The organism is Tenacibaculum sp. TB-56, assembly GCF_059716275.2.
Map to the genome: position 1 here is coordinate 2116344 of NZ_CM201367.1, position 26675 is coordinate 2143018.

General features: G+C 31.3%; 23 protein-coding genes and 2 pseudogenes. 12 read left to right on the top strand and 13 right to left on the bottom strand.

What is annotated here, in order from left to right; genetic code table 11:
- Positions 1-31 precede the first annotated feature (31 nt).
- Positions 32-1117, top strand: a complete 1086-nt coding sequence (locus AC3VI6_RS10285) for an amidohydrolase family protein (protein WP_497706095.1) — start codon at positions 32-34, stop codon at positions 1115-1117.
- Positions 1118-1169: 52 nt separating this feature from the next.
- Here the strand turns inward: AC3VI6_RS10285 and AC3VI6_RS10290 are convergent, their stop codons facing one another.
- From AC3VI6_RS10290 to rsfS, 10 genes and pseudogenes are all read right to left on the bottom strand, one after another.
- Entirely contained in the window at positions 1170-2567 is a 1398-nt protein-coding gene (locus tag AC3VI6_RS10290) for a TolC family protein (RefSeq protein ID WP_497706096.1), read from the bottom strand.
- A 32-nt stretch (positions 2568-2599) separates the two neighbouring features.
- Entirely contained in the window at positions 2600-3961 is a 1362-nt protein-coding gene (locus AC3VI6_RS10295; RefSeq protein ID WP_497706097.1) for an HlyD family secretion protein, read from the bottom strand.
- A 6-nt stretch (positions 3962-3967) separates the two neighbouring features.
- Positions 3968-5638, bottom strand: a complete 1671-nt coding sequence (locus AC3VI6_RS10300; RefSeq protein WP_497706098.1) for a peptidase domain-containing ABC transporter — start codon at positions 5636-5638, stop codon at positions 3968-3970.
- Entirely contained in the window at positions 5622-6308 is a 687-nt protein-coding gene (locus AC3VI6_RS10305; RefSeq protein WP_497706099.1) for a TetR/AcrR family transcriptional regulator, read from the bottom strand. The genes AC3VI6_RS10300 and AC3VI6_RS10305 overlap by 17 nt, the downstream gene beginning before the upstream one ends.
- Before the next feature lie 241 nt (positions 6309-6549).
- The gene (locus AC3VI6_RS10310; protein WP_497706100.1) at positions 6550-7179 is read right to left on the bottom strand and encodes a YceI family protein; all 630 of its coding nucleotides are present in this window, start codon (positions 7177-7179) and stop codon (positions 6550-6552) included.
- A 5-nt stretch (positions 7180-7184) separates the two neighbouring features.
- The gene (locus AC3VI6_RS10315; protein WP_274634705.1) at positions 7185-7442 is read right to left on the bottom strand and encodes an acyl-CoA-binding protein; all 258 of its coding nucleotides are present in this window, start codon (positions 7440-7442) and stop codon (positions 7185-7187) included.
- 30 nt (positions 7443-7472) lie between these two features.
- Positions 7473-8264, bottom strand: a complete 792-nt coding sequence (locus AC3VI6_RS10320; protein ID WP_497706101.1) for a phosphatidate cytidylyltransferase — start codon at positions 8262-8264, stop codon at positions 7473-7475.
- A 3-nt stretch (positions 8265-8267) separates the two neighbouring features.
- Positions 8268-8858, bottom strand: coding sequence for a hypothetical protein (locus AC3VI6_RS10325; RefSeq protein WP_497706102.1), 591 nt, complete (start codon positions 8856-8858; stop codon positions 8268-8270).
- 12 nt (positions 8859-8870) lie between these two features.
- Positions 8871-10800 (bottom strand): annotated as a pseudogene (ftsH, locus tag AC3VI6_RS10330) (ATP-dependent zinc metalloprotease FtsH).
- Positions 10801-10825: 25 nt separating this feature from the next.
- Positions 10826-11194: a ribosome silencing factor gene (gene rsfS, locus AC3VI6_RS10335; RefSeq protein ID WP_028893075.1), complete on the bottom strand. Its 369-nt coding sequence runs from the start codon at positions 11192-11194 to the stop codon at positions 10826-10828.
- 86 nt (positions 11195-11280) lie between these two features.
- Between rsfS and AC3VI6_RS10340 the strand changes: the two genes are divergently transcribed.
- Positions 11281-12015 carry a biotin--[acetyl-CoA-carboxylase] ligase gene (locus tag AC3VI6_RS10340; RefSeq protein ID WP_497706103.1) on the top strand — a complete coding sequence of 245 codons (735 nt, stop codon included), beginning with the start codon at positions 11281-11283 and terminating at the stop codon, positions 12013-12015.
- Here the strand turns inward: AC3VI6_RS10340 and AC3VI6_RS10345 are convergent.
- Complete coding sequence (locus AC3VI6_RS10345; protein ID WP_497706104.1) at positions 12010-12399, bottom strand: SRPBCC family protein; 390 nt, start codon at positions 12397-12399, stop codon at positions 12010-12012. The genes AC3VI6_RS10340 and AC3VI6_RS10345 overlap by 6 nt on opposite strands.
- Before the next feature lie 7 nt (positions 12400-12406).
- Positions 12407-13057: an orotate phosphoribosyltransferase gene (pyrE, locus tag AC3VI6_RS10350; protein ID WP_497706105.1), complete on the bottom strand. Its 651-nt coding sequence runs from the start codon at positions 13055-13057 to the stop codon at positions 12407-12409.
- 7 nt (positions 13058-13064) lie between these two features.
- On the opposite strand from pyrE, the gene AC3VI6_RS10355 reads away from it, so the two are divergent.
- The 8 genes from AC3VI6_RS10355 (at position 13065) to AC3VI6_RS10390 (ending at position 24388) form a co-directional block, all read left to right on the top strand.
- Entirely contained in the window at positions 13065-13664 is a 600-nt protein-coding gene (locus AC3VI6_RS10355) for an NUDIX hydrolase (RefSeq protein WP_497706106.1), read from the top strand.
- Positions 13665-13804: 140 nt separating this feature from the next.
- On the top strand, positions 13805-15709 hold the full coding sequence (dnaK, locus tag AC3VI6_RS10360; protein WP_497706107.1) for a molecular chaperone DnaK: 1905 nt from the start codon (positions 13805-13807) through the stop codon (positions 15707-15709).
- 229 nt (positions 15710-15938) lie between these two features.
- Positions 15939-18101 (top strand): choice-of-anchor D domain-containing protein, encoded by a 2163-nt coding sequence (locus tag AC3VI6_RS10365; RefSeq protein ID WP_497706108.1) that lies wholly within the window; start codon positions 15939-15941, stop codon positions 18099-18101.
- An 89-nt stretch (positions 18102-18190) separates the two neighbouring features.
- A complete protein-coding gene (locus AC3VI6_RS10370) occupies positions 18191-19501 on the top strand; it encodes a hypothetical protein (protein ID WP_497706109.1) in 1311 nt (436 codons plus the stop codon).
- Positions 19502-19760: 259 nt separating this feature from the next.
- A complete protein-coding gene (locus AC3VI6_RS10375) occupies positions 19761-22676 on the top strand; it encodes a sensor histidine kinase (RefSeq protein WP_497706110.1) in 2916 nt (971 codons plus the stop codon).
- A 2-nt stretch (positions 22677-22678) separates the two neighbouring features.
- Complete coding sequence (locus AC3VI6_RS10380) at positions 22679-23428, top strand: LytR/AlgR family response regulator transcription factor (RefSeq protein WP_497706111.1); 750 nt, start codon at positions 22679-22681, stop codon at positions 23426-23428.
- Between the two features lie 9 nt (positions 23429-23437).
- Entirely contained in the window at positions 23438-23860 is a 423-nt protein-coding gene (locus AC3VI6_RS10385; RefSeq protein ID WP_274635140.1) for a secondary thiamine-phosphate synthase enzyme YjbQ, read from the top strand.
- Positions 23861-24388, top strand: coding sequence for a hypothetical protein (locus AC3VI6_RS10390; RefSeq protein ID WP_497706112.1), 528 nt, complete (start codon positions 23861-23863; stop codon positions 24386-24388). It begins immediately after the preceding gene.
- Here AC3VI6_RS10390 and AC3VI6_RS10395 read toward each other — a convergent pair.
- Complete coding sequence (locus tag AC3VI6_RS10395) at positions 24383-24817, bottom strand: DUF7738 domain-containing protein (RefSeq protein ID WP_497706113.1); 435 nt, start codon at positions 24815-24817, stop codon at positions 24383-24385. The genes AC3VI6_RS10390 and AC3VI6_RS10395 overlap by 6 nt on opposite strands.
- Before the next feature lie 122 nt (positions 24818-24939).
- Here AC3VI6_RS10395 and AC3VI6_RS10400 point away from each other — a divergent pair.
- A pseudogene (locus tag AC3VI6_RS10400) lies at positions 24940-26254 on the top strand (NAD(P)/FAD-dependent oxidoreductase).
- The gene (locus tag AC3VI6_RS10405; RefSeq protein WP_408035210.1) at positions 26241-26549 is read left to right on the top strand and encodes a hypothetical protein; all 309 of its coding nucleotides are present in this window, start codon (positions 26241-26243) and stop codon (positions 26547-26549) included. The pseudogene AC3VI6_RS10400 and the gene AC3VI6_RS10405 overlap by 14 nt, the downstream one beginning before the upstream one ends.
- Positions 26550-26675: the final 126 nt, after the last annotated feature.

The window sequence follows — 26675 nt, forward strand, 5'->3', positions numbered from 1 at the left end:
GATTCCCGTTTGCACGGGAATGACAATAAAAATGGAAAAACGCAAATTAAGAATAAACGGACATTCACATTTATTGCCTTATCCAGAACAAATTCCGAAGTTTATGAAAGACAAAGGAATTTTTTGGGTAGATAAGGACAGAAAGTTTATGCTGCAAAAAGATTGGAGTCGACCAGTAACCGATTCTAGTTTTTTTTTAGACGAAAAATTAGCATGGATGGAGCATTTTAAAATTGATCATGCTGTCGTATTAAATTTGTCTCAATTATATGGTAATGGACTTCGTTTAGAAGAGATGAAGCAAGCGTTACGTTTTCAAAATGATTTTAATGCGCGTGTACAACATGAAAATCCGTCGAAATTCACAACAGGTTTTGTAGTACATCCAGGGTTTGTTCGTGGTGCTTTATGGGAGATAGAGCGATGTGTTGAGGTGTTAGGAATGCGTTTGTTGTGTTTGCCAACACATTATATGGATACCATCGGTACTTGGCGATGTATTTTTGATGAAGAAAACGAACCTATTTTCGAGCTAGCAGATAAGTATAACTTAGCGGTTGAAATTCATCCGTATGACGGAGAGAAATTCATCAAACTACAAAATACAAGTTGGCGTTTCCACCTAATTTGGATGTTGGCGCAGTGTGCAGATGCATACCATTTTTTAACCTTAAATGGATATTATGAAAAATATCCTAATATGCGAGTGTGTTTTGCTCATGGAGGTCAGTTAGCACAAATGAACCTAGGACGTCGTATACAAGGTTTTGATGGAAGACCAGATTTGTTTGAAGGTAAAACTCACCCTAGAAAAGCGGTGGGGCACAAAAACATTTTCTTTGATACATTAGTCCATGATACCGGTTCGTTAGATTTACTGATTAAAAATCAAGGTTCTAAGCAAGTGTTAATAGGATTAGATGATCCATATCCATTAGGAGAGATGGAGAGTGAAATTCAATCGTCATATCCAGGGAAAATTTTAGATTTAGCAATTGATAGAAATATTATCACAGAAACAGAGCGTGATGAGATGTGGGAGGATAATGTATTACAGTGGTTATTCGGAGATGATGAAAAAGCGAAGAAAGATTTAGTATCTAAAATTCTTAAATAGAAGAAGTAGATATAAATAAACAAAAACCGAAGTATTAACTTCGGTTTTTGTTTTATAAACTATTTAATTTACCTAATAGCTTTATAAGTTTTCCTTTTGTCTTAGCGTATTCATACTCATTTTTAATTTCTTTCAATTTACTCTCAATTAGTTTTACTTCTCTATAATTAATTAGAAAAATAGAGCTCTCACCCAAAGTAAACTTACGTTCTTCACTTTTTACAAGTGTATGATAATCGTTTACAAGATTTTTTAAAATATCATTTTGTTTTTTATATGATGTAATTTCTTGCTCGGTAGCCGTTATTTTGTTTTGTAATGAGACTCTAGTTGACGCAATTTCAAAATCGATATCTTGTAGTTTTAGCTTAGCAAGTTTTAAATCTGCTCTAGATTTACGTAAGAATAGAGGAATGCTAACTTGAAGAGAATTCTTGTAGTTCGCAGTGCTAAAAGCATCAAAATTATCCACTTTTGAAGCAAGGAAGTTATACTGAAAATCTACTTTAGGTAATAGGTTGTTTACTTTTAGTTGCTTATTTATTTCTAGGTTTCTTTTCTTTAACTCCAGTAATTTTAACTTAGGATGGTTTTCAAATTCATTATCAAATAATGTAGTTATAGAAGTGTTTAGAATAGCATCAATATTAGAAAAAGTAGTAACGTCAGGAATTATTTCTTCTTTTATTTCCATAGGAATGTTGTTACCAATCCATAAATAATTAGAAAGTTCTAACTTAGATTTAATGTATTTAATATTCGCTTTTTCTAGGTCTAACTTTCTGTTTTTTAAATTGATATTTGCTTCTAAAGTATCTATAGCTGGTTTATCACCAGCTTTGAAGCTTTTCTTTACGTTTTTTAACCTGATATCTGCATTAGTGTAATAATCTTTATAAACATTATAACTCTGATAATATTGCAACCAGTTCAAGTACGTGTTTATGGCTTCAAATAAAATATCGTTAACGAGTAACTGTTGTTCTAGTTTACCTTGCTGTGTATAGAGTTTAGCTTGTTTTAAAGTAGCCATTCTTTTATTAATGAATAAGTTTTTTGCTAAAGAAACCGATACACCAACATTATATAGTCCTTTTTCTGGAGTATTGTGTTCAGGGTTTAAATATTGACCAGAATTATTCTCATAACTACCTTTTAGCTCTATTCCATACCAAGTAGGAATTTTAAAGGTTGAATTTAACTTTTTGTAATAATCTTTGCCTTTAAATTCTTTTCTGTCATAGTCTACTTCTATTTTAGGATCAAAAGTACCTCTAGCTTTTAATAATTTAGCCTCATTGGTACTTGTAATAAGTTCAGCTTGCTTTATAATGGGGTGGTATTTTTTTACATACCCTAAATATTCTTCTAAACTAAGTTGAGTACTTAAATTATCTTGTGCTGTAGCTATAAAGCTTAGTAACAAAAAAAGGATACTTAACCTTTTCATCTATTTGTTTTTTATTGTTCTACAAAGTGTTCTTAGTCTTCTTTTTTTGACTTTTTACCACTTTCTTTATTATTTGGTTGATAGAAGTTAGGAGGGAAACTGTTAATCTGTCTCCATAACTCAAACCATATAGGTACATTTTCTAACAAGGCAATGGTTTTTGCTCCAGAGCCTACTCTAATAGCTTTTGGCCAAGGTTCTTGATCATTATTAGGAACAATTAAAACACGATACTTCCCGTTACTACTAATAAAATTTTCGATAGCTACAATTTTAGCACCGTAAGTTCCGTATGATACATTAGGCCAACCACTAAATACCATAGCAGGCCAACCATCAAACTGAACGCGAACTTCTTCACCAATGTGTATCAATGGTAAATCGATAGGTTGTATGTACATTTCAACAGCTAAATCGTAGTCAGCAGGCATAATATTTACTAATTGTTCACCTTCTTTAAAAGATTCACCAATACCAGATTTTATAGCTTTATTAATATACCCATCTTGTGGAGCTGTAATAAATAATAAAGAGCTTCGTTTGCTATAATTAGCTAAGCTAGTTTCTAGTTTTGAAACTTGAACTTCTGCATCATAAGCACCAGATTGTGCACTATACAAGCTGCTTTCTGTTTTAGATAATTTATCAGCATAAGAAGCTTGTGTACTACTAATAGCTAATTGAGCATTGATGATATTATTTTTAGAAGTAAAGAATTTATTTTCTTGAGAAATCAATTTAGCAGATAACTCTTGAAGTTTTGCTCTTTTTTCTTCAACATCCTTTACAGCTTTTAAACCTTCTTTTTCTAAGGTAACAGTTCTATCAAATTGATTTTGAGCTATTTTTTGCTTAATTTTAATAGCTTCAAGATCAATACTATCACTTTTGGTCTTTAAATAAGCTTGTTTTAATTTATTTTTAGCTTGTTCTAGTTTTAGTTTACGCTCTTTTTTAATAGCAATAATCTGATTTTGTAGAGCACTAATTTTATTGTTATATGCTTTAGCAGATAGTGTTTTAGAGTTTAATTGTTTACCAGTTCTTTCAGCAAGTTTAGTGTCAAAATAGCCACTTTTTATTTCTGAAATTCTTAAAATAGTATCTCCTTTCTTTACAAAATCTCCCTCTTGTACAAACCATTCTTCTATACGCCCAGGTATTTGTGATTGTAATGTTTGTGGACGTTGATTAGGTTTAAGGGTGGTAACCTGTCCTTTGCTAGTTACATTTTGAGTCCAAGGTAAAAATAAGATGATTATTAAGATAACAGAAAATACTAGTAAAAACCTTTTAAATAACTTGTGGTACTCTTTTGTGAAAATGTCTTTTCCAGACTTGAACGTTGTTATGTCTATTTGGTCTGAAACGGTGTTTTTTGATATGTTTAACATGATTACCTAGGATTTAAAGTTAGTTATACTACCTTTTTCAAGGGTAATTTGTTTGTTGCACTTCTCTTTCCAATATTCATTACGGCTTACAATAATTAAACTCCATGGTTGAGAAACATCAGTAATGAAATCAATTATTTTTTCAGCTTCATTTTTTTCAAATAAATCAAGGGGATCCTCCAAAATGAGAAGTTTTGGTTTTTTAATGATTGCTCTAGAAAGAATAATTTTCTTAGCGACTGTATAAGCAATAAGTTTCCCTTCAGGTTTTAAATAAGTGTCTAAACCTTTAGGTTGCTGCTTTAGAAACTCTGTTAATCCTGTGATTTTAAAAGTATTATATATCTCGTCATCTGTTATAGAAGAATCTCCAAAAGTTATGTTTTCTCTAATAGTTCCTTTGAAAGGAGTTTCTTCTGAAAGAGATAAGCCTAGGTTAGCTCTGTAGTTGTTAGTTAATATACCTTTTAGTGATAAGTCATTCACAAAAATACCTCCAGATGTTGGTTCAATTAAACCAGAAATAAGTTGGATTAAACTAGATTTTCCAGAGTTACTACTTCCTTGAAGTAAAACTCTATCGTTAGAGTTTATTTCAAAAGAAACATTATTAATTACTGGTTTTGGTCTGTTGTTAACAACATAAGATACATCTTGAAATTCAATTTTAAAAGGTTTATCTCTATTAATATTACTACCTTTTTGTGGCTCTATGGGTTTATCTATAACTTCTCCGAGTTTTTCTAAAGATGTAAGTACATCGTAAAAAGATTCAAGTCCAAGTATTAATTTTTCAACAGAATTCATAATTAGTATGATAATAATTTCAGCAGCAACAAATTGACCAATATTCATTTGTTGTGTCAGTACTAAAAAACCACCTATAAGTAATAAACCAGCAGTAATAATTACTTTAAAACTAATCATTTGAATATATTGCATAACAAGTACTTTAAAGTGACTTTCTCTAGATTTTAAATAATCATCTACTAGAATATCACTTTTTTCAAGAGCTAGTTTTGTTTTTCCTGATAATTTAAAACTTATTATAGTTCTTGCAATCTCTTGAAGCCAGTGAGCCACTTTATATTTGTTTTTTGACTCTTTTAAACTCGTTTCCAATCCTTTTTCTGCGGTGTACTTAAAAACAACATAGATTAATAGTAAAACTAACAATCCGAAAATAATAAAAAACGGATGATAAAAGGAAAGTAGAAGTAAGGCAAAAATGATTTGTAACAGAGCAGAAGGAGCATCAATTAAAATTTTTGAAATACCTTTTTGAATGGTTAACGTATCAAAAAAGCGATTGGCAAGTTCAGGGGGGTAATAGTTTCTTAGTTCATTCATTTTAATCTTAGGAAATCGATAACTAAGTTCTATAGATGCTCTGGTAAATATTCTTTGTTGAATAGTTTCAATAATTCTAAACTGCATTAGTTTTAAAACTCCACTAAAAGCAACACCAGCAGTTACTAATATGACTAGTACAATCCAAGAAGCTGAAATTTGAGCTGCTTGTAATAAGTTAATAATAGCTTGTACTCCTAGAGGAAGTGAGAGGGCTACAATACCTTCAAAAATAGCGTAATAAGCGATTTGGGTTGTGTCTTTTTTTTCTAGTTTAATAAGCCCTAAAAATCGTTGCCACGGAGTTAGTTTATTTTTTTCCTTCATTTGAAAGTACGTTTAAAGTTAATTCTGTAAAAAAGGATGTGATAGTAGTGTTTTCATTACAGTTAGTAAGTGATTTAAAATGAGCTTTGACAAATTGCTGATGTAATATTCCCTCAATTATAGTACTTGCTAATGTTAAAGGATGTTTGTACGAATTGTCATAATTACTAATAATTTCTGCAAAACGTTTTATTACTTCTTTATACAGTTTAAAAAAACCGTTTTTATTTTCAGTATCTACCTCTTTTGTAGAGTATGATTTTGAATTTTCATTGATTATGATTAAGTTAAGTAAGGCTTCATTTATATGAGAAAAGTTATTGTCTTGTTTGGCTTTTCTAGTTAAAACTTCAATAGCTTTAATCAATTTTTCTTTTGGGTTGTTAATACTATAAGTTTCTATTACTAAAGAATACTGAATCCATCCCCAATACCAAGAAGTTAAGTAGATTAAAAGTCTATGCTTACTTTCAAAATAACGATAAATAGAACTTTCGTTCGAGCCTATTACTTTGCCTAATCTCTTGAAATTAAAGTTTTCAAAACCAATTTCTTCAATTAGTATAATACTGTTTTCTATTATTCTTTTACCTAAATCAGATGTTTCAGGATCTTTAATATAAATACCAGAAGGAATTTCTATTTTTAAATTTGATAGTAAATTTTTCATAATTAAAAATTAACTGTGCAAATATAATAGTAAAACTATTAATTATGAAAATAAAAGTATTAATAAGGTGTTAATTTTAATTACATAAAATACTTATGAAGACTTTTTAGAATATGACTAACTTTATAGAATAGTGTTAAATTAAGATTTATTTGGGGTAAAAATGAATATTTGAAGTACATTAAAAATAAAAAAGCCTCAGAGTAATTTCTGAGGCTTTAAAATATATTTTAATTTGTTTTTATTTAAACACAGAAGTAATGTTTAATGCTACATCATCCCAAGTTTTAGAAACTCCGTCAGCACCTTTGTGTAAATCTTTACAAGCAGTGTTTAAAGAATCTAAAGCATTTTGAGCTTGCCAATCAGAAATGTTCATTGTAGCATTTAAACTAAACTCTTTTCCGTTTAAAGTGTATTTAAAAGGAAGTTTTTTAGTAACACTGTTCATTGTTAAATCTGCATAACCAATAGAGTCATTTTCTAAAACTAATTTACCAGTAAGTAATTCAGTTTTATCCATAACTCCGAAGAAAAACTTCTTAATTTTAAAATCTCTACTAGTATCTTGTGTAAAAATACTACTTACAGGAATAGAAAACTCTGCGTTATTAATTGCTTCTTTTGCAGTATCTGCTTCACCACCAGCAGTAATATTTACTTTTTGAAATTGTCCTTTTACAGGTACTTTGTCGGTAGTTTTATAAGCTACCCAGTTTACAGTATTGGTTGCATCTTGTAAAACAAATGCTTTTTTAGCTGCTGTTACTTCTTCTTTTGTTGTTTCAGTTTCTTTTTTAGCTTCAGATTTACAAGAAACCATTTGAGCAATTGTAAAACAGAAAACTAGTGTATAAACGATTTTTTTCATGAGGTTTATTTTATGATTGAATTTACTAATTTAATATATTCTTCTTTAGCTTCATCTTCTCCCATCCCTCTAAGTTGCATCCATGCGTTGAACTTAAAAGCATTTCGTAGGTCGCTATTATCGTTAAATGTAAATCTGTCACCTTTTACGGCTTGTTTATAGTAAGCATATAGGCGTAGCATAACATCTGGAGGAAGTTTTTCCTCTAGCTTAGATGCTATTTTATAAGCTTCTTTAAATTTTAAATCTAAATCACTTTCCATGGGGTTGGATAATTAAAATGTACAGACAGTTTACATTATGTAATGAATATACAAATATACGAAGGGTGCAAGGAAAAACAAACTATCAAGTCTATCTAATAATCCACCATGACCAGGCATAATTGTACCACTATCTTTTATATTGGCTTGTCTTTTAAATTTAGATTCTACTAAATCACCTAAAGATCCAAAAACGGCAACGATAACCGCAATGATTATCCAGTTTAAGGTAGAAAATACACCTGAATATTGCCCAATGATAATACCTACAATTATAGAAAAAACGACACCACCTATAAAACCTTCAATAGTTTTTTTAGGAGATACTTTTTCAAACAATTTATGTTTTCCGAAGTTTTTACCTACCAAGAAAGCAAAGCTATCATTTGTCCAAATAAGCATCATAATATAAATTATGATGTAAGGATGATACACATTGTTAATGAACGGAAGATTCATTAAAAAGTAAAAAGGGAAAATTAAATAGATAGCTTGTAAAAATATTTTTTCACTAAAAGCTTCTGTTTTAATCGGCTTTGTGCTTATCAATAAATATAATAAGACAGATAAACCGAATAGGGTGGCAGCTAGTAAAAAATCAGTAAAATTAATAGTTGCCTTTACTGAAGAGAAAACCACGTAAGCTAAAAGTAAATAGGGAATAAAACTTTTTGATTTTAAAATTTTAGAAAATTCCCAAATGCAAAAAGTAGCAAACACAGCTAATAAACCTATATATGTTTCTGCAGAAAATAAAATAGCAGAAATAAATAGGATAGCGTAAACAAGTGCAGAAAGTGATCTTGTTAAAAGATTAGACATAGGTTAAAGGTCTTCAAAGAGCAGCAAATATAAATTTTTTGTGTTATTGTTGCCATAATTTAAGAAATTATCATCTTCCACTTCAAATTTATAATTTCTTATAGAGCTGATATTGGTAGGAATATTACCACTAAAATGTGTTTTAATTCCCATTAAACCTTCTCCTGTGTTTTTTACTAATTGGCTAGTTGTGGCATACACAATAAAATGCTTAGAGTGTGCAGCTAATTTATGACTACCTAATTGATTAGAAGAGAATAATATTTCTCCTTTGTCTGCAATTAAGTGTTCACAAGAGGTGAAAAAAGGAACTGATTCAGATGAATGTTGTTGAACATTTACATCAATTTTTTCAGTAATTTTTAATAAGTCATAATCTGTACAAGTAACTTTTCGCCAATTATTTTCTTGTAAGATATTTTTTAAATTATTAGTTACTTCGTTTATAGATGTACAGTATAAAAATTTACCTCCTTTATTTATAAAATGATGAACAAAAGAATCATCTAAAGATAAATGAACTACTTGCTCATTGGCAATCTTCTCTTTAGATGATTCTTTAAAGGTTTTAAATAATTTATTGAAAAAATTCATTCAAATAAAAAACTATTCTTCAGTTGTTGTTTCAGTTTTTTCTTCTTCCTTTCCAAACGGTCTATCTCCAAAGATTTTTACTAAATCGTCTTTGAAAATCACCTCTTTTTCAAGTAATAATTCAGCTAACTCAGTTAGTTTATCTCTGTTTTCATCTAGTATATCAATAGCTCTTTTGTATTGATTTTCGATAATTTCTGAAATTTCTTCATCAATTTTCTGAGCAGTAGCATCACTATACGGCTTAACAAAAGCATCGTTCCCAGATGAATCGTAATAGGTAATGTTACCTACTTTATCATTTAAACCGTAAACAGTAACCATAGCACGAGCTTGTTTCGTAACTTTTTCTAAGTCGCTTAACGCACCTGTAGAAATCTTATCAAACATTAACTTTTCAGCAGCTCTACCACCCATGGTAGCACACATTTCATCAAGCATTTGCTCTGTTTGAACAATTTTTCTTTCTTCTGGAAGATACCAAGCAGCTCCTAATGATTGACCACGAGGAACGATAGTAACTTTTACTAAAGGAGCGGCATGCTCTAACATCCAACTTACTGTTGCATGACCTGCTTCGTGGAAAGCAATAACTTTCTTTTCTTTCGGAGTAATTACTTTGTTTTTCTTTTCTAAACCACCTACAATTCTATCAACAGCATCTAAGAAATCTTGATGCTCGATTGCTTCTTTACCTTTTCTTGCAGCGATTAAAGCAGCTTCGTTACAAAGGTTGGCAATATCAGCTCCAGAGAAACCAGGAGTTTGTTGTGCTAAGAATTCTAAGTTTACGTTTTCAGCTAACTTTAGAGGTTTGATGTGTACATTAAAAATTTCTCTACGTTCGTGTAAGTCTGGTAAATCAACATAAATTTGACGATCAAAACGACCAGCACGCATTAAAGCTTTATCTAATACATCAGCACGGTTGGTAGCAGCTAATACAATTACATTAGTATCGGTACCAAAACCATCCATTTCTGTTAATAATTGGTTTAAAGTGTTTTCACGTTCGTCATTACCACCTGTCATACTGTTTTTACCTCTAGCACGCCCAATAGCATCAATTTCATCAATAAAAATGATTGAAGGCGATTTTTGTTGTGCCTGCTTAAATAAGTCACGAACACGAGATGCACCAACTCCTACAAACATTTCAACAAAATCAGAACCTGATAAAGAGAAGAAAGGTACGCCAGCTTCACCAGCAACAGCTTTAGCTAATAAAGTTTTACCAGTACCAGGAGGTTGCTACTAACAAGGCTCCTTTAGGAATTTTACCTCCTAGTTTAGTATATTTTTCAGGGCTCTTTAAGAAGTCAACAATTTCTTGAACCTCTTCTTTAGCACCTTCTAAACCAGCTACATTTTTAAAAGTAGTTTTAACTTTAGTATTCTCGTCAAAAAGTTTTGCTTTAGATTTTCCGATGTTGAAAATTTGACCTCCAGCACCACCGCCTCCAGCAGCTCCTGACATTCTTCTCATAAAGAACAACCAAATCGCAATTAATAAAATAAATGGAAGGAAGCTGATAAGGGTATCCATCATGCTCGTTCTTTCAATATTTACTTTATCAAAATCAAGGTTGTTTTCTTTTTTTTCTTTCTCGATCTCGTTTTCAAAATTTTGTAAATCACCAAAATTGTAGCTGTACAACGGAGAACCTTTTCTAAAGAAAGGAGATTCAACTAATTTTTTATGCTCTTCTTTTTTTTCTGCTTCAGGCTTTAAAAATATTTGAGCAACATTGTTGTTTTCAACAACTATTTTTTGAATATCGTTGGCTTCTAAAATTTTAGTGAACTCGTTTTTAGAAATATTACGAGACCCTAAGTTACCAGAGTTAAAAAAACTTAACCCTAATAATATAATTAGTATTGGTATGTATAGCCAAAACGAGCTAAACGTAAATTTTGGCGTGTTTTTTTTATTATCACTCATAAATAGGTGTATAAAATGTTAGCAATTAAGCAGGGTTGATTTCGGTAATTTTTGCATCTCCCCAAAGACTTTCAATGTCGTAAAATTCACGAACTTGTTTTTGAAAGATATGTACAACAACATTTACGTAATCCATAAGAACCCATTCAGCGTTACCAAGACCTTCAACGTGCCAAGGTTTGTCTTTAAGTTCTTTGCTTACTACTTTTTGTACAGAGCCAGAAATGGCATTAACTTGTGTGTTCGAGTTAGCAGAACAAACTACAAAATAATCACAAACAGTGTTTTCTATCTCCCTTAAATCTAGTAATTGGATGTCTTCTCCCTTTACATCATCTATCCCTTTAATAATCACAGCTAAAAGATCGTCTGTGTTTGTTTGTTTTATTGTCATTAAATAAAATTAAGTTTTAGCAAAGTTATTGTTTTTTTGTGAGTAATTTATGTAATATTGATACTTGTTTCACTCACTAAATTTACATGAAAATAATCAAACTTAATGCCATCGATTCAACCAACACTTTTTTGAAAGATATGGTGTCAAAAATGTCAATTGATGATTTTACAGTAGTGGTTGCTAAAACTCAAACAAAGGGTAGGGGGCAAATGAATTCAGAATGGGTAGTTGAAGAAGGTAAAAACTTGACTTTTAGTGTGTTTTGTAGGTTTGAAGCTTTGCGTATTGAAAATCATAAGTATTTAAATTTCTGTGTTTCGTTAAGTGTTTTGGAAGCGTTGAAAGGCATAGAAATACCCAATTTGGCGGTGAAATGGCCTAACGACATTCTGTCAGGAAATAAAAAAATAGTAGGGATTTTAATAGAGAACTCTTTAAAAGGTAGCAATATAAGTTCTTCTGTGATAGGTATAGGGATTAACGTAAACCAAAATACTTTTCCTGAAAAATTACCTAATGCTTCTTCAATCAAAATGATTTTAAATAAAGAAACAGATTTAGATGCTTTATTAGAAACCGTACTTTTTAAACTTAAGGAAAATTTAGAGCTTTTAAAAAACGAATATCAGTTATTAGAAGAGAATTATTTAAAAGTATTGTATAAAAAAAATGTTCCGACAATGTTTAAAAACAATCAGAACATTTTATTTATGGGTAAAATCATTGGAGTTTCAGAAAATGGAAATCTCCAAATTGAATTAGAAGACGAAACGATTCAAGAATTTGGGTTGAAAGAAGTTTCGTTTGCTAATTTATAATTTTGCTAAGTTTTCAGTTAAAGTACCAATAAACTTTGTTAACGGAGCTTTCACCATCATTGCCATCATAGCATTAAACTCACCGTCAAACTTTAAAGTTACCTCACTTTCGTTTTCAGAAACCTCATTAATGTCAGCAGCTAATGTAAAAGGTAATTTACTGCTTGCAGCACCTAAAGTAACATTAGAGTATTCGGTTTTATTTTTCATAACCAATCTAATTTCAGGCATTCCTTTTAAACCAAAAATAAAGCTATCACCATCTACCTCAAATTTTTGAGTATTCTCAGGCATTAATTGCTCAAAGTTTTCAAGTTTGGTTAAAAAATCAAATAAGTCTTTAGATGACTTTTTTACAGTTACTGTATTTCCTTCTATATTCATTGTGCTGTTAGTTTTCGTTTTGTTTCCATTTACTAGGTTCAATTCTCCAGTCTTCTAAAGTACGGAGTTCTTCGCTAGTTATATATTTACTGTCTAAAGCTTGTTCTAATAGGTATTCATAGTTACTTAATGTAGTTAGTTCTACACCGTCTGCTTTAAAATTTTCAGAAGCAATAGTAAATCCGTAAGAAAAAATAGCTACCATACCTTTAACATTAGCATGTGCTTCTTTTAAAGCTTTTACAGCATTTAAACTACTTTTACCTGTACTAATTAAATCTTCAATAACTACTACATTCTGACCGCTTTCTAAATGTCCTTCAATTTGGTTTTGTCTACCATGTTTTTTAGGTTCTGGTCTTACATATACAAAAGGCACTCCTAGTTCTTGAGCAACTAATATACCAATAGCAATAGCTCCGGTTGCTACACCTGCAATCACATCAGGTTTACCATGCTTTTCTTCAACCAGTTTAGCAATTTCTTGTTTCAGAAAATTCCTAACAGGAGGGTATGATAATGTAATTCTGTTATCGCAATAAATTGGAGATTTCCATCCAGAAGCCCATGTAAAAGGCTCTTTCGGGCTCAATTTTATCGCTTTAATTTGCAAAAGAAGCTCGGCAGTTTTTTTTGCTGTATCTTTGTTAAAATCCATGTCGCAAATGTATAAAGTTTTTGTTAATGATAAACCAATAATTTTTACAACTTCAATTAAAAATGAAGGGGATTTTCCTGTTTATATTTATAAAAATACAATAATTGAAGAACTTATTTACAAGTTAAAAGTAGGTAAAATTGAAGGTGTTTACTTGTATTCGAATAACTTAGATGAAGTTTGGCCAGTATTTAAAGAAAAGTTTAAGGTAATTGTTGCTGGGGGTGGATTGGTTTTAAATGACAACAATGAAGTGCTGTTTATATATAGAGGTAGCAAATGGGATTTACCCAAAGGAAGAATTGAAGAAGGAGAAGAAATAGAAGAAACAGCTATTAGAGAAGTGGAAGAAGAATGTGGTATTGAAAACCTAACAATACAAAGAAAACTTATTGATACTTACCATTTATTTGTAATGGATAATGAATACCGTTTAAAAGAGACTCATTGGTATTTAATGCACTCAGATTATGAAGGGGAGTTAATTCCACAATTAGAAGAAGGAATTACAGAAGTGGCTTTTAAAGATGAGAAAGCAACCCGAGAAACCTTAAAGAATAGCTACGCTAACATACAACTTGTCTACAATTCCTACGTAAAAGGATAAGTTTATGACACTCTGTCATAAAAAACAATTACTTTTTGTTCTTTTTCTGCCAAAATAATAGAGGAACTCTGTTGGCATACACTTTGACTAATACTACTCGTAAATTTGAATTAAAAACTTTAAAAAGATAAATTAAGATTATGAGTAAAATTATAGGTATAGATTTAGGTACTACAAACTCATGTGTGTCTGTAATGGAAGGAAATGAGCCAGTAGTTATTCCAAATGCTGAAGGAAAAAGAACTACACCATCTATTGTAGCATTCGTAGAAGGTGGTGAGCGTAAAGTAGGAGATCCTGCAAAACGTCAAGCAGTAACAAACCCAACAAAAACAGTTTATTCTGTTAAACGTTTTATGGGGAACAAGTATTCTGAGTCTGAAAAAGAAGCAGGTAGAGTACCTTATGAGGTAGTAAAAGGAGATAACGATACACCAAGAGTAAAAATTGATGATCGTTTATATACACCGCAAGAAATTTCTGCAATGATTTTACAGAAAATGAAGAAAACTGCTGAAGACTATTTAGGTCAAGGTGTTTCTGAAGCGGTAATTACAGTACCAGCATATTTTAACGATGCACAACGTCAAGCTACTAAAGAAGCAGGTGAAATTGCAGGATTAACAGTTCGTCGTATTATCAACGAGCCAACTGCAGCAGCATTAGCCTACGGATTAGATAAAGCAAATGATGATAAGAAAATTGTAGTATTCGATTTTGGTGGTGGTACGCATGATGTTTCTATCTTAGAATTAGGAGACGGAGTATTTGAAGTATTAGCTACAGATGGAGATACTCACTTAGGAGGTGATGATGTAGATGAAAAAATCATTAACTGGTTAGCAGACGAGTTTAATGCTGAAGAGAATATGGATTTACGTAAAGATCCTATGGCATTACAACGTTTAAAAGAAGCTGCTGAAAAAGCTAAGATTGAATTATCAAGTACAACTTCAACAGAAATTAACTTACCATATATCACTGCTACGGCTAGTGAACCAAAACACTTGGTAAGAACATTAACAAGAGCAAAGTTTGAGCAATTAATCCACGATTTAATTGATAGAACAATTGAGCCATGTAGAACAGCATTAAAAAATGCAGATTTATCTACATCTGATATTGATGAAGTAATTTTAGTAGGAGGTTCAACTCGTATTCCTGCAATTCAAGAAGCTGTTGAAAAGTTCTTCGGAAAGGCACCAAGTAAAGGTGTAAATCCAGATGAAGTTGTATCGTTAGGAGCAGCAATTCAAGGAGGAGTGTTAACAGGTGATGTTAAAGACGTATTATTATTAGACGTTACACCATTATCATTAGGAATTGAAACAATGGGGAATGTATTTACGAAGTTAATCGAAGCAAATACAACCATTCCAACTAAAAAATCGCAAGTGTTCTCTACAGCAGTAGACAACCAACCATCAGTAGATATTCACGTATTACAAGGTGAAAGAGCGATGGCAGCAGATAACAAAACAATTGGTCGTTTCCAATTAACAGATATTCCTCCAGCACAAAGAGGAGTGCCTCAAATTGAAGTAACTTTTGATATTGATGCAAACGGAATTATTAAAGTATCTGCAGTAGATAAAGCAACAGGTAAGTCACAAGATATTCGTATAGAGGCTTCTTCAGGATTATCTGATGAAGAAATCCAAAAGATGAAGCAAGAAGCAGAAGCTAATGCTGATGCCGATAAGAAAGCGAAAGAAACTGCTGAGAAAATTAACGGAGCAGATTCTATGATTTTCCAAACAGAAAAGCAATTAAAAGAGTTTGGTGATAAATTATCAGCTGATAAAAAAGAACCAATCGAAGCTGCTTTAGAAGAGTTAAAGAAAGCACACGAATCTAAAGATATTGCTGCTATCGATGCTGCAATGGAGAAGATCAACGAAGCTTGGAAAGTTGCTTCAGAAGAAATGTATAAAGCACAACAAGATGCACAAGCTAACGGAGCAGATGCACAAGGAAATGCAAATACAGGTTCTTCATCAGAAGGAGATAATGTAGAAGATGTAGACTTCGAAGAAGTAAAATAATTTTACATATATAAGTTTTTAAAAGCTCGCCTATTGGCGAGCTTTTTTGTTTTTTATAAAGTTGCAGGATTTCTTTTAGAAAGAAAAAGAAACGTTTTAGAAAAGAATAAACCCCTTTCAGCAAGTTTTTCAGTGTGTTAGTTACTGTGCTTATACTTTTATGCCCAAATAAGGGAAAAGCACTTTTATATAGAAGTGCAAAAAATAAAAATTAGAAAAAAAGACACACATGAGAAAAAAAATTACCATGTATGCAGGTGCTATTCTTTTTGTACTTGCAAGTATCACAAGTTGTGATAAAGATGAAGAAATTATTCCAGCAGTATTTTCTATAGATCAAATAGAAAAAGACTTCGGAACAGTAGAAGTAGAGCAGTCTGCTAGTTATTCATTTGAAGTAACAAATAAAGGAGAAGCAGACTTAGAAATTGATGAGTTTGTTATAAAAGGAACAGATGCAGCAGATTTTTCTACAAGCGCAGTGCCTAAAGTAATTAGAAAAGGAGAGGCTTATAGCTTCGAAATTACTTTTGCTCCTTTAACTGAAGGAAACAAAGAGGCTATTTTAGAAATTACTACTAACATAGGTAAAAAAGAAGTAACAGTAACAGGAGTTGCAGAGCCAAAACCACTACCAACTGTAGATTTAAATGTAACTACTTTATCTTTTGGAGAAGTAGAAATTAACCAAACAGATGATGCTACATTCACCATAACAAATAGCGGAGATGCCGACTTAGAAATTACTGCTTTTGAGGTAAAAGGAACAAATGCTTCTGAATTTACAACGGCTGCAACAGCAGAAACGTTAGCTGTAGGGGGCACAAAAACGGTTTCGGTAACGTTTGCTCCAACAACAGAAGGGAATAAAACGGCTAGTTTAGAGATAACAACAAACGTTGGTGTAAAAGTCATAACGTTAGATGGTAAAGGTACTGCGGTAGCACAACCAGTAATGACATTTAGCGAGTCGCCAATTGCTTTTGGTAACGTAGAAGTAGGTCAAGAATTATCTAAAAATATTACAGTTTCTAATACAGGAAATGCAGATTTAGAGATTACTAATGTAAATATAGTAGGAGGTAGTACCGCATCATCTTTTACAGTAATAGGAGGAACAGCTGCATTAATAAAGACTATTGCCCCAGGTGATACACATACTTTTGAAGTTAAGTTCATGCCAAGTTCACAAGGATTTGCTTCAGCATCTATTAGGTTTTTTAATAATTCTAGTGAAAATAAAGTGTCTTTACCTATGAATGGAACAGGAACAGCGCCAGCACAACCTGCAATTGCTTTTAGTGAAACAGGATTGGGTTTTGGTGATGTTACTGTAGGAAACTCTGGAAATGATTTAACTTTTGCTATTCAGAATAATGGTCAAGGAAATTTAGAGGTAAGTAATATTAGAATGAGCGGACTTAACGCAAGTGATTTTACCTTGGTAAATGTATCTGCACCACAAACGATTGCTCCTGGTAGTTTTTATGAGGTAACAGCGCGTTTTACACCACAATCTGAAGGACAAAAACAGGCAATGATAGTTGTAGAAAGTAATGATCCTACAAAACCTAGTTTAGCTATTTTGATTAATGGGACGGGGTTGCAAGCTGCAACAGGTAATATTGTAAACATACCAGATGCCAACTTTAAGTCAGCATTAGTTGGTAATTCTGCAATAAATACAAATGGAGATAGTGAAATTCAATTGTCAGAAGCTCAAGCTTTCACGGGTGTAATTAGAGTAGACCGATTAAATATTTCAAACGTAACAGGTTTGGAGGCTTTTGTGAATATTACAGAGTTTCATGCTATTGATAATTCGTTAACAAGTATAGATTTAAGTCAAAATACAGCAATAACAAAATTAACCTTAAAAGGAAATAGTTTAACAGCCTTAGATCTTTCAGCTAATACAGCTTTACAAACTATATTAATTATGCATAATAATATAAGCTCAATCGATTTATCTAATCACTCAAGTTTAGTTAACTTTCAATGTGGAAGCAACAATATTTCTACGTTAGTGTTACCTACTGTTGCAAACGGTTTACAAACTTTGTATTTAGAAGAGAATCAAATTAGTACGTTAGATGTTTCTATGTATCCAGATTTAAGAACACTTTTTGCGTTTAATAACAATTTAACAAGTGTAGATATTTCTAATAATTCAAAAGTTAGGGGTTTACAAGTTAGAGGTAACAATTTAACAAGTTTAAACGTAGCAAATGGTAATAATGTAAATTTCTTTTATATGATTGCAGATAGAAATGATGACTTAACGTGTATTCAACACGATGCTGGATTTGATCCTTTAAACCCACCAAATACGCAAGCAAACCAATGGGCTAAGCCATCTGGAGCTTCTTGGAGTACAACCGCATGTCAATAAAAAAATAGTCCCTTTAAATAGTAATTCAAGAAAGAAAGTTACCTGTGTAAAAGCAGGTAGCTTTTAATAACATAAAAACAGTAATAGAAATGAAAAAATATACAATATTAGTTTGTTTATTCTTCGCTAGTTTTTTGTTTCATCAAACAGCCAATGCTCAGTTTGGTAACATGTTAAAAAAAGCTAAGCAAAAAGTAACAAAAAAAATAGAAGAGAAAGCTTCTTCATCAATAGAAAAATCAACTACAAGTTCAGATACTAATTCAACGTCTAATACAAATGAATATTCAGATGAAGAGTTTAAAAAAGAGTTAGCTAAAAAGTATCCTAACGATAAAGAAAAGCAAGATTTTTATTTTAAAAAGTATAAAGAATATCAACAAAAGCAAGCAGCAGAAAAAGAGGCTTTGTTAGCTAAAGAAAATAGTAAAGGAACAGTTGTGAGCGAAATTCCTTCACCTATAGAAAGTAGTGAAAATGATAAATTTAAAGACAATCAAATTTATGTATTAAACAGAACAAAGTTTAAAAAGTTACCTGCTTACGATGGTGGTTTTTCTGATAAGATGGAACTGTCTGGTTACTACCATTTATCACAATACTTTGTTAGAAATCCTTCAAGTCATTTTGATAGCAATCCAGGTGATATTTATGAAGGTTTTTCTATTGAATATGATCCGACAACGTATCAATTAAACGCTTATTTCACTCCAGAACAAAAACGTTATGGTGTAGTTCCAGAGCAATATAGAAAATCTGCCGATAAAGGTAATATTCAGTTCCAATTTGGAATGGGAGGTGAGCAGGAGCTGACCAATGCTAATGTGCTTTTATTAGAACCAGGGGTGTTGTTAATAGGGGCTGAAGTATATCATAAAAATGATAATGAAGGCCATAAATGGATGAATAATGCTCAACCAAAACAGTTTGTAATTGCAGCAAAAGATCCTGAAAAAATTAAGAAGTATTATAAAAATCCTGAATTAACATCTCAAACAACTTTTGCTAAGTTTGATAACTTACGTAAAGATTGGTTAGGAGCAAAGTTAAATAGTGTAACAATGCCAGCAAAAGGTAGTTTAAACAGTAGTTTGATAGGAATTGCTACCAAAGGGTTAAATGCTTATTACGGTAAAACAAGTATGAAGAACTTAAAGCAATATGTTACTTCAAACAAGTGGTCAACAGTAAAGCATAAAGTAACAGGAGTTCCTTTGTATCAATGGGTAGTTGGAGCCGTAGTTCAGGAAAACTCTGATGGGCAGTGTATGTTACAACAATTTATTTTACGAAGAGATTATACAGGAGGAGGAAAATACGGAGAAGTTTATTTTAATGGAATTAGCCGAACTGGAGGAGCACCTTACGGAGGATATTGTAAGTGTGACGCAAAGCCTTAAAAATAACAATGAAACTTCATGTTAAAAAAAGAAGAGTAAAAAAAAGATACACGCATACAGTTCATAAATTCCTGATTATACCATTAATTTTTAGAGGTAAATTTTATTGGTAAAAAAAAGTTAGGATTGAAAAGTCATTCAATGGTTATAAATTGACTATCATAGGATTTAATTAATTTTAAACTAAGAACAGTTGTGAATAAAGGTGGTGTTTTGCGTATTATTGCATAGCCACCTTTTTTATAGTGATATTAAATTTGTGAAAAAAACTTTTTACATACTTGTTTTCGTATTTCTTTTCTTTGAAAATGTTTTTTCACAAGAGCCTTTTTATACGCAATTTACATCGGATGATGGTCTAGCTTCTCTGGCTAATTTTAATATTATTCAAGATAAAGATAATCTTGTTTGGGTTGGTGCAGAACAAGGATTGTTTTACTACAATGGTAAAAAATTTATTAAGGTAAAAAATACGATTGCTACCACTAAAAGTATCTTCAATTTACAAATTGATGATGAGGGGCAAATATGGTGTTCTACAATTTCAGGACATATTTATAAAGTTGTAAATAAAGAGTTACAGCTTTTTAAAGACTTTTCTAATGAGTTAAAAGGAACCTTTGCCCATTTAATGGTTTTTAAAAATGATATTTTCTTTATTTCTCAGAGAAAGAGTTTTCAGATAGACAAAAAAACAGGGGCGGTAAAAAAAGACCTAAACGCTGAAGTTTCTAAAATAGCAAAATCTGAAAACGGTTTTTTTTATTACAATTTAAAAGAAACAAATACCATTACTCATGTTTATGAAGAAGAGGGAATACCAGTTTTCAAAAAAGTAAAATGTGATAAAAAAAGATTTTCTTTAGATAAAGAGAATTTTCAGATGTTTCAGTGGTTTGATGAGATTGTTGTTAAACTTGATAGTGATGTTTTAAAAGCGTTTTCAATTAATATTCATACAAGAGAAATTAGTTTTATAAAACTTCCGAATAATTTTCAAAAAGCTCAGGTATACAATACAAAGAAGTTTCAGAAAAACTGGTTGTTAACATCAAATGGAATTTATAAAACTTTAGAAAAAACAAAAGTTAATGATACCGAACAAATTTTTAAAGATTATCATATAACGGATGTTTTAAAAGATAATGAAAATAATTATTGGTTAACTACACTTCAGAATGGTGTTTTTGTAGTACCAAGTTTAGGAATAACAAAGAAGAGTTTTTTAGAGATAAAAGAAGATATTATCTCAATAGAAGCTGTAGCAGAAAATCGTTTGTTACTAGGTACCCAAAATGGTAATTTAATAGATTATAATACACAAAATAACAATTATACAATTTCGAATTTACCGAACCAGCGACCGGTAAATAGAATCAAATATGATGAAATACTCGATAGGGCATATATAAGTACCAACGGAACAAGTAGTTATATTTATGATTTAAAGAGTAAAAAAATGACGAATGTAGGGAATCTGTTTACAACAGCTAAAGGTTTTGCTCAAATAAGTAAGGATTCGCTGGTGTATTTATCGTATCGACATGCTATTATTTACACCAATTTGTCAAAAAATAAAGAGCATATAGTTTTAGAGAGTAAAAGACCTATTAGTACTCATTACGATTCAAAAAATAAACTTATTTACGTAACTTATATTGACGGAACGGTAGTTTATAATAAAAAACTACAAACCATTCCCGTAAGTTATCAAAACAAGCCTATTATTTTTTCTGAATACACTCAAACTGCTAATGGTAAAATATGGGCAACCACAAGAGATAAAATCTTAGGGTTAGAAGCTGGAAAAGTTACCGACAGCATTACGTATTCAACGGGGTTGTTGCAATCTCAAATAAAAGGAATTTTAGGAAAAGATAATTTTCTGTGGATTGTTACTGAAAAAGGGATACAGCGATATGATACAGATAAAAAATCGATAAAAACAATCAATTTAACTGATAAAAGTGCTATCAAGTTCAAACATCCGGTTGTTCAAAACGATTATTTATGGGTGCCTGGAAACAATTTTTTATGTAGAGTAGATATATCTATTCCAGATTTAATGCTACCTAAAACAGCCCCATTAGCTTATATAAGCAATGTTAAAATTGGAGGTAAAGAGCAAGAAATAAAAACAAAGTATGAGTTGCCTTATAAAACCAATGATATTACATTTAATTTTAATGCAAACGGATTTAAAGCTAGTAGTAAAAATGTCTTTCAATATAAGCTTTTAGGTTTCAATACCGAATGGCAAACATCAGAACTGAATGATGATGTTGTTAGGTATATTGGAATTCCATCTGGAAAATATGAGTTTTTACTTAGAACCAAAAGTTTAGATGGAAGTATTGGGGAAGAAAGTAAAGGCGTTAAAATTATTGTTCAAAAACCTTTTTGGGAGAATTGGTGGTTCATAGCTGCTGTATTTTTTACATCAGTTTTAGCGGTAGTAATATATTACAGAATTAAGTTACAGTGGAAAGAGAAAGAAGGAGAGCGAGAATTAGAAAAAGTGATTTTAGCTAGCAGAATAAGTAAGTTACGATTAGAGAACTTACGCTCACAAATGAATCCTCATTTTATTTTTAATTCTTTAGGAGCAATTCAAGATTATGTAATGAAGAACGAGAAATATTTAGCGAGTGATTATCTGGTCAAATTTTCCCGTTTGATTAGAATGTATTTAAATCATAGTAGGGTTAATGTAATATCGCTAAAAGAAGAACTCAGTTCACTTGAAATTTATATAGCATTAGAACAATTACGATTTGAGAATAAATTTAAAGTTCATTTCTTCGTAGAAAAGAATGTAAATAAAGATCAATTTGAAGTTCCGCCGTTGTTTTTACAACCGTTTGTAGAAAATGCCATAAAACATGGACTTGTTCATAAAAAGGAACAAGGAAACTTATGGATAACAATTAAAAATAAAACTGCTAATTTGTTAATTGTAACTATAGAGGATGATGGTATTGGAAGAGAAAAATCATCAGAAATCAATAAGAAAAGACAAGGGCATAAATCTTTTGCTGTGAACGCAACTCAAGAGCGAGTTTCACTATATAAGAAAGAAAAGTTATTTGATATTTCAGTAGAGTTTACAGATAAAGTTGATGAAAATAATAAGGCTACAGGAACGGTAGTAACACTAAAAATAAAAAGAATTTAAAAATGAAAGCGTTAATAATTGATGATGAGGCAAAAGCACGTAGCGTAATGGAAACGATGCTTACAGAATTCTTCCCTGAAATAAAAAGTATTATTACAGCTGACAACTTGTTAAATGGAGTAAAAGAAATAAACAAACATGCGCCTGATATTGTTTTTCTAGATATTGAAATGCCAGAGTATTCAGGGTTAGAAATTTTAGACTTTATTACTGAGCCTATCGAATTTCAATTAATTTTTACAACAGCCTATCAACAATATGCGCTAGATGCATTAAAGTTATCGGCAATAGATTATTTGGTAAAACCTATTGATAGAGAAGAATTACGAGTAGCTATAAATAAGGCCAAAGTAAACATAGAGCAAAAAAAGGTTTCAGCGCAATTTTCAGAGCTAAAAAAAGCAATTCAATCTTTATCGTCACATAAAATAGCTTTAGAAGTTCCTGGAGAAATCATTTTTGTATCTCATGAAGATATCTTGTATTTAGAAGCAGATGGTATGTATACAAAGGTGCATCTGGCAAATAAAGAAAATCAGCTTATTTGTAAACCGTTATCATATTTCGAAAATCAACTTCAAAGCAATAACTTATTTTTCAGGTGCCACAGGTCTTTCTTAATTAATCTTCATTATTTAGAGAAGTTTATAAAAAAAGATGGAGATTTTTTGTTGATGCAAAATCAAACAACAATACCTATTTCTAAAACAAAAAAGCAAGAATTTCTAAAGATTATAAAAGAAGTGTTTTAGATTTGCGGTATGCAATTTTATCAAAAAGAAATTCAATTACCAGCATTTAACAGAGGTTATCATTTAATTACAGATATTTTATTAGAAGCATTTCCAGAGCTTAAAAATATTAAGGTAGGACAGTTTCAGGTATTTATAAAACACACATCAGCAAGTTTAACGATTAACGAAAATGCTGACCCGACTGTTCGAATGGACTTTGAGTCGCATATCAACAAAATGATTCCTGAAAATATGCCATACTACAAGCATGATTATGAAGGAGCAGATGATATGCCTGCACATATTAAAAGCTCGATGTTAGGGTGTCAGGTACAGATTCCGATTACCAATGGAAAACTTAATTTAGGAACTTGGCAAGGAGTGTATTTAGGAGAGCACAGAAATTATGGAGGTAGAAGGAAAGTAGTACTAACAGCTTTTGGAAATTAAATGAAGTATCATAAATTTAACTTTTACAGAAGTACCTATTGTGAGTTTGAAATGCAAAACATCAATTTTTTTGATGATATGAAAGCTCATTTTCAAAGTAAATCAGGGAGTTATTACTATTACACTGAAGAAGGTGTTTTTCGTTACTCAAACCACTGGGGTAGGGTTGCAAATTGCAGATGGAAAATTCAAGGGATAGACCATTATAAAAATCAGAAATATTATGTAGGCTATGCAAATTGGTCTGACTTTTATCCGCTGAATAGTACAGATAAAGTGTTTTACCTAGAGGTAGACTATCAAGAGCGTAAAGCAAACATCAAAAGAATACGAACTGACGAAGAGCGTAAGGAATTCTTAATGACCTCAGAATTTGCACATCAACGCTTAAAACAAATACAAACCTTGTTTAAAGAGTATAAGTGGGCACGATACTATGAAGAAGATGTGGATATTTTAAGAAAAATAATCATCGACAAACTCATAACAACAAACAAAACGCTACAACAACTAAAGCTAGAGTTATAAATCTTTGTAATCTCTATTAACACCAAGACTAAAGCCAAAGCGCGTGTCACTTTCTCTACCTAGTCTGTGAATAGCAACTTTACCTAACGGAATTTTACCGAACTCGTTGTTGGTAATTTCCTCATTATTTAAAATAAGCTTTCCTTTAAATTGCTTTTTGGTGTTGTATTCGCTGCGGTCTATTTTATTCTGATAAACGTTTATAGATAAAATATTATCCTTATCCGTATAACCACAAAAAATACCATGCTTATCCCAAATCATGTACTCGTTACTCTTTTTTAATTCTCTACTAGGCTTACCCAATACTTGAATTAAAGTACTGTAATTTGTAGGAAAAGTAAGCGGTTTACTATTTACATGAATCACATCTGTATCGCATTCAATAACTAAATTTTTTACCTTTTTTTTCTTGAAGAAATTAAGCATAGTAGTTGTTTTATTAGGTTAATGAATTTAAGGGATGAAATGTAAAACTAAAAAATAATTTTTAAGAAACTCCTTTCTCTTTTAGTTAAATTTGCTAATTAGTTATAAAACCCTAATTAATAATGAACATACCTCAAACGAGTTTTCCTCGAGTTATTATTGTAGGAGGTGGATTCGCAGGATTGGCAGCTGCAAGAGCATTAGAAAATCAAGAATTACAAGTTGTTTTAATCGATAAACACAATTACCATACATTTCAGCCTTTATTGTATCAAGTAGCTACAGGCGGATTAGAGCCAGATAGTATAGCATTTCCATTAAGGAAAAGGTTTAACGATATAGAAAATTTTTATTTTCGGTTAGCTAAAGTTACGGGTATAAATGCAGAGAAACGAATTGTAGAAACTACGATAGGTAATTTGGAGTATGACGAGTTAATTCTTGCCACAGGATCTACTACAAATTTCTTCGGAAATACCAATATTCAAAAATATGCGATGGAAATGAAATCGGTTCCGCAGGCATTGAATATTCGTAGTTTGGTTTTAGAAAACTTTGAAGAGGCATTATTAGTTACCGATTTAGAAAAACGAAGAGCGTTAATGAACTTTGTTATTGTAGGAGGAAGGGCCAACAGGAGTAGAGTTAGCAGGGGCATTAGCCGAAATGAAAAAAGGAATTCTTCCTAAAGATTACCCTGATTTGGATATTCGAGAAATGAAAATTAATCTCATTCAAAGTTCAGGAGAGTTATTAAAAGGGATGAGCGAAGCTTCTTCAGAAAAATCAGAAGATTTTTTAATAAAACTAGGAGTTGATGTTTGGAAAAATTTACGGGTATTAGATTATGACGGAGAAACGGTAACAACCAATAGTGAAGACCATTTTAAAGCGCAAACTGTTATTTGGGCAGCAGGAGTAAAAGGAGCCGCTGTTAATGGTTTAGCTGAAGAATGTGTAGTGGAAAGAGCCAATCGATTTAAAGTAGATGAATACAACAAAATAATCGGTTATGATAACATATACGCTATTGGAGATGTAGCGTGTATGGAAACTAAAGATTATGAAAGAGGGCATCCTATGATGGCACAACCTGCAATTCAACAAGGAAGGTTGTTGGGGAAAAATATCATAGCAAAATTAAAGAAGAAAAAACAAAAACCTTTTAAATATAAAGACAAAGGATCAATGGCGACTATTGGAAGAAACAAAGCCGTTGTTGATTTACCTAAATGGAAGTTTCAAGGAGTTTTTGCTTGGTTTGTATGGATGTTTGTGCACTTGTTTTCACTTATTGGATTTAGAAATAAAGTAATTGTGTTTATGAATTGGGTGTATAATTACATCCGTTTTGATCGAGAAACAAGATTGATTATCCGTCCGTATAAAAAGAAAAATAAATACAGCTTTAAAGAACAAGAAAATGGCAATTACTAGAAACGTTAAATGTCCAAACTGCGGAGTTTTCAATAAGAACAGCGATTACTGTAAAAATTGTAATACGTTAATTTCTTTTGAAAAGAAACAAGAGCAAAAAGTAGCGGCATATAAAGAAGAAGAGCTTCAAAAAGTGAAGTATGAAATAGAAAACCCAAACTTGGCAGAACGCTTAAAAAAGCATTCGTTTTGGTTGTATCGTATTGTTGGTTGGATTTTATACTCGGCGTATTTATTGGTAAGTGCTATAGGAGCGTTAATTGCATGGTTTATAGCAATGGTAGCAGCAGGATAGGAGCGTATGCAAAAAAGGATACTTTCATATTACTTCTATATTTCAGTTGCTGTAGGAAGCTTTATTTATCTCGCTCAGCAATTTGAAATTACACTACCCAAAATCGTTAATAATTATGTAAATGAC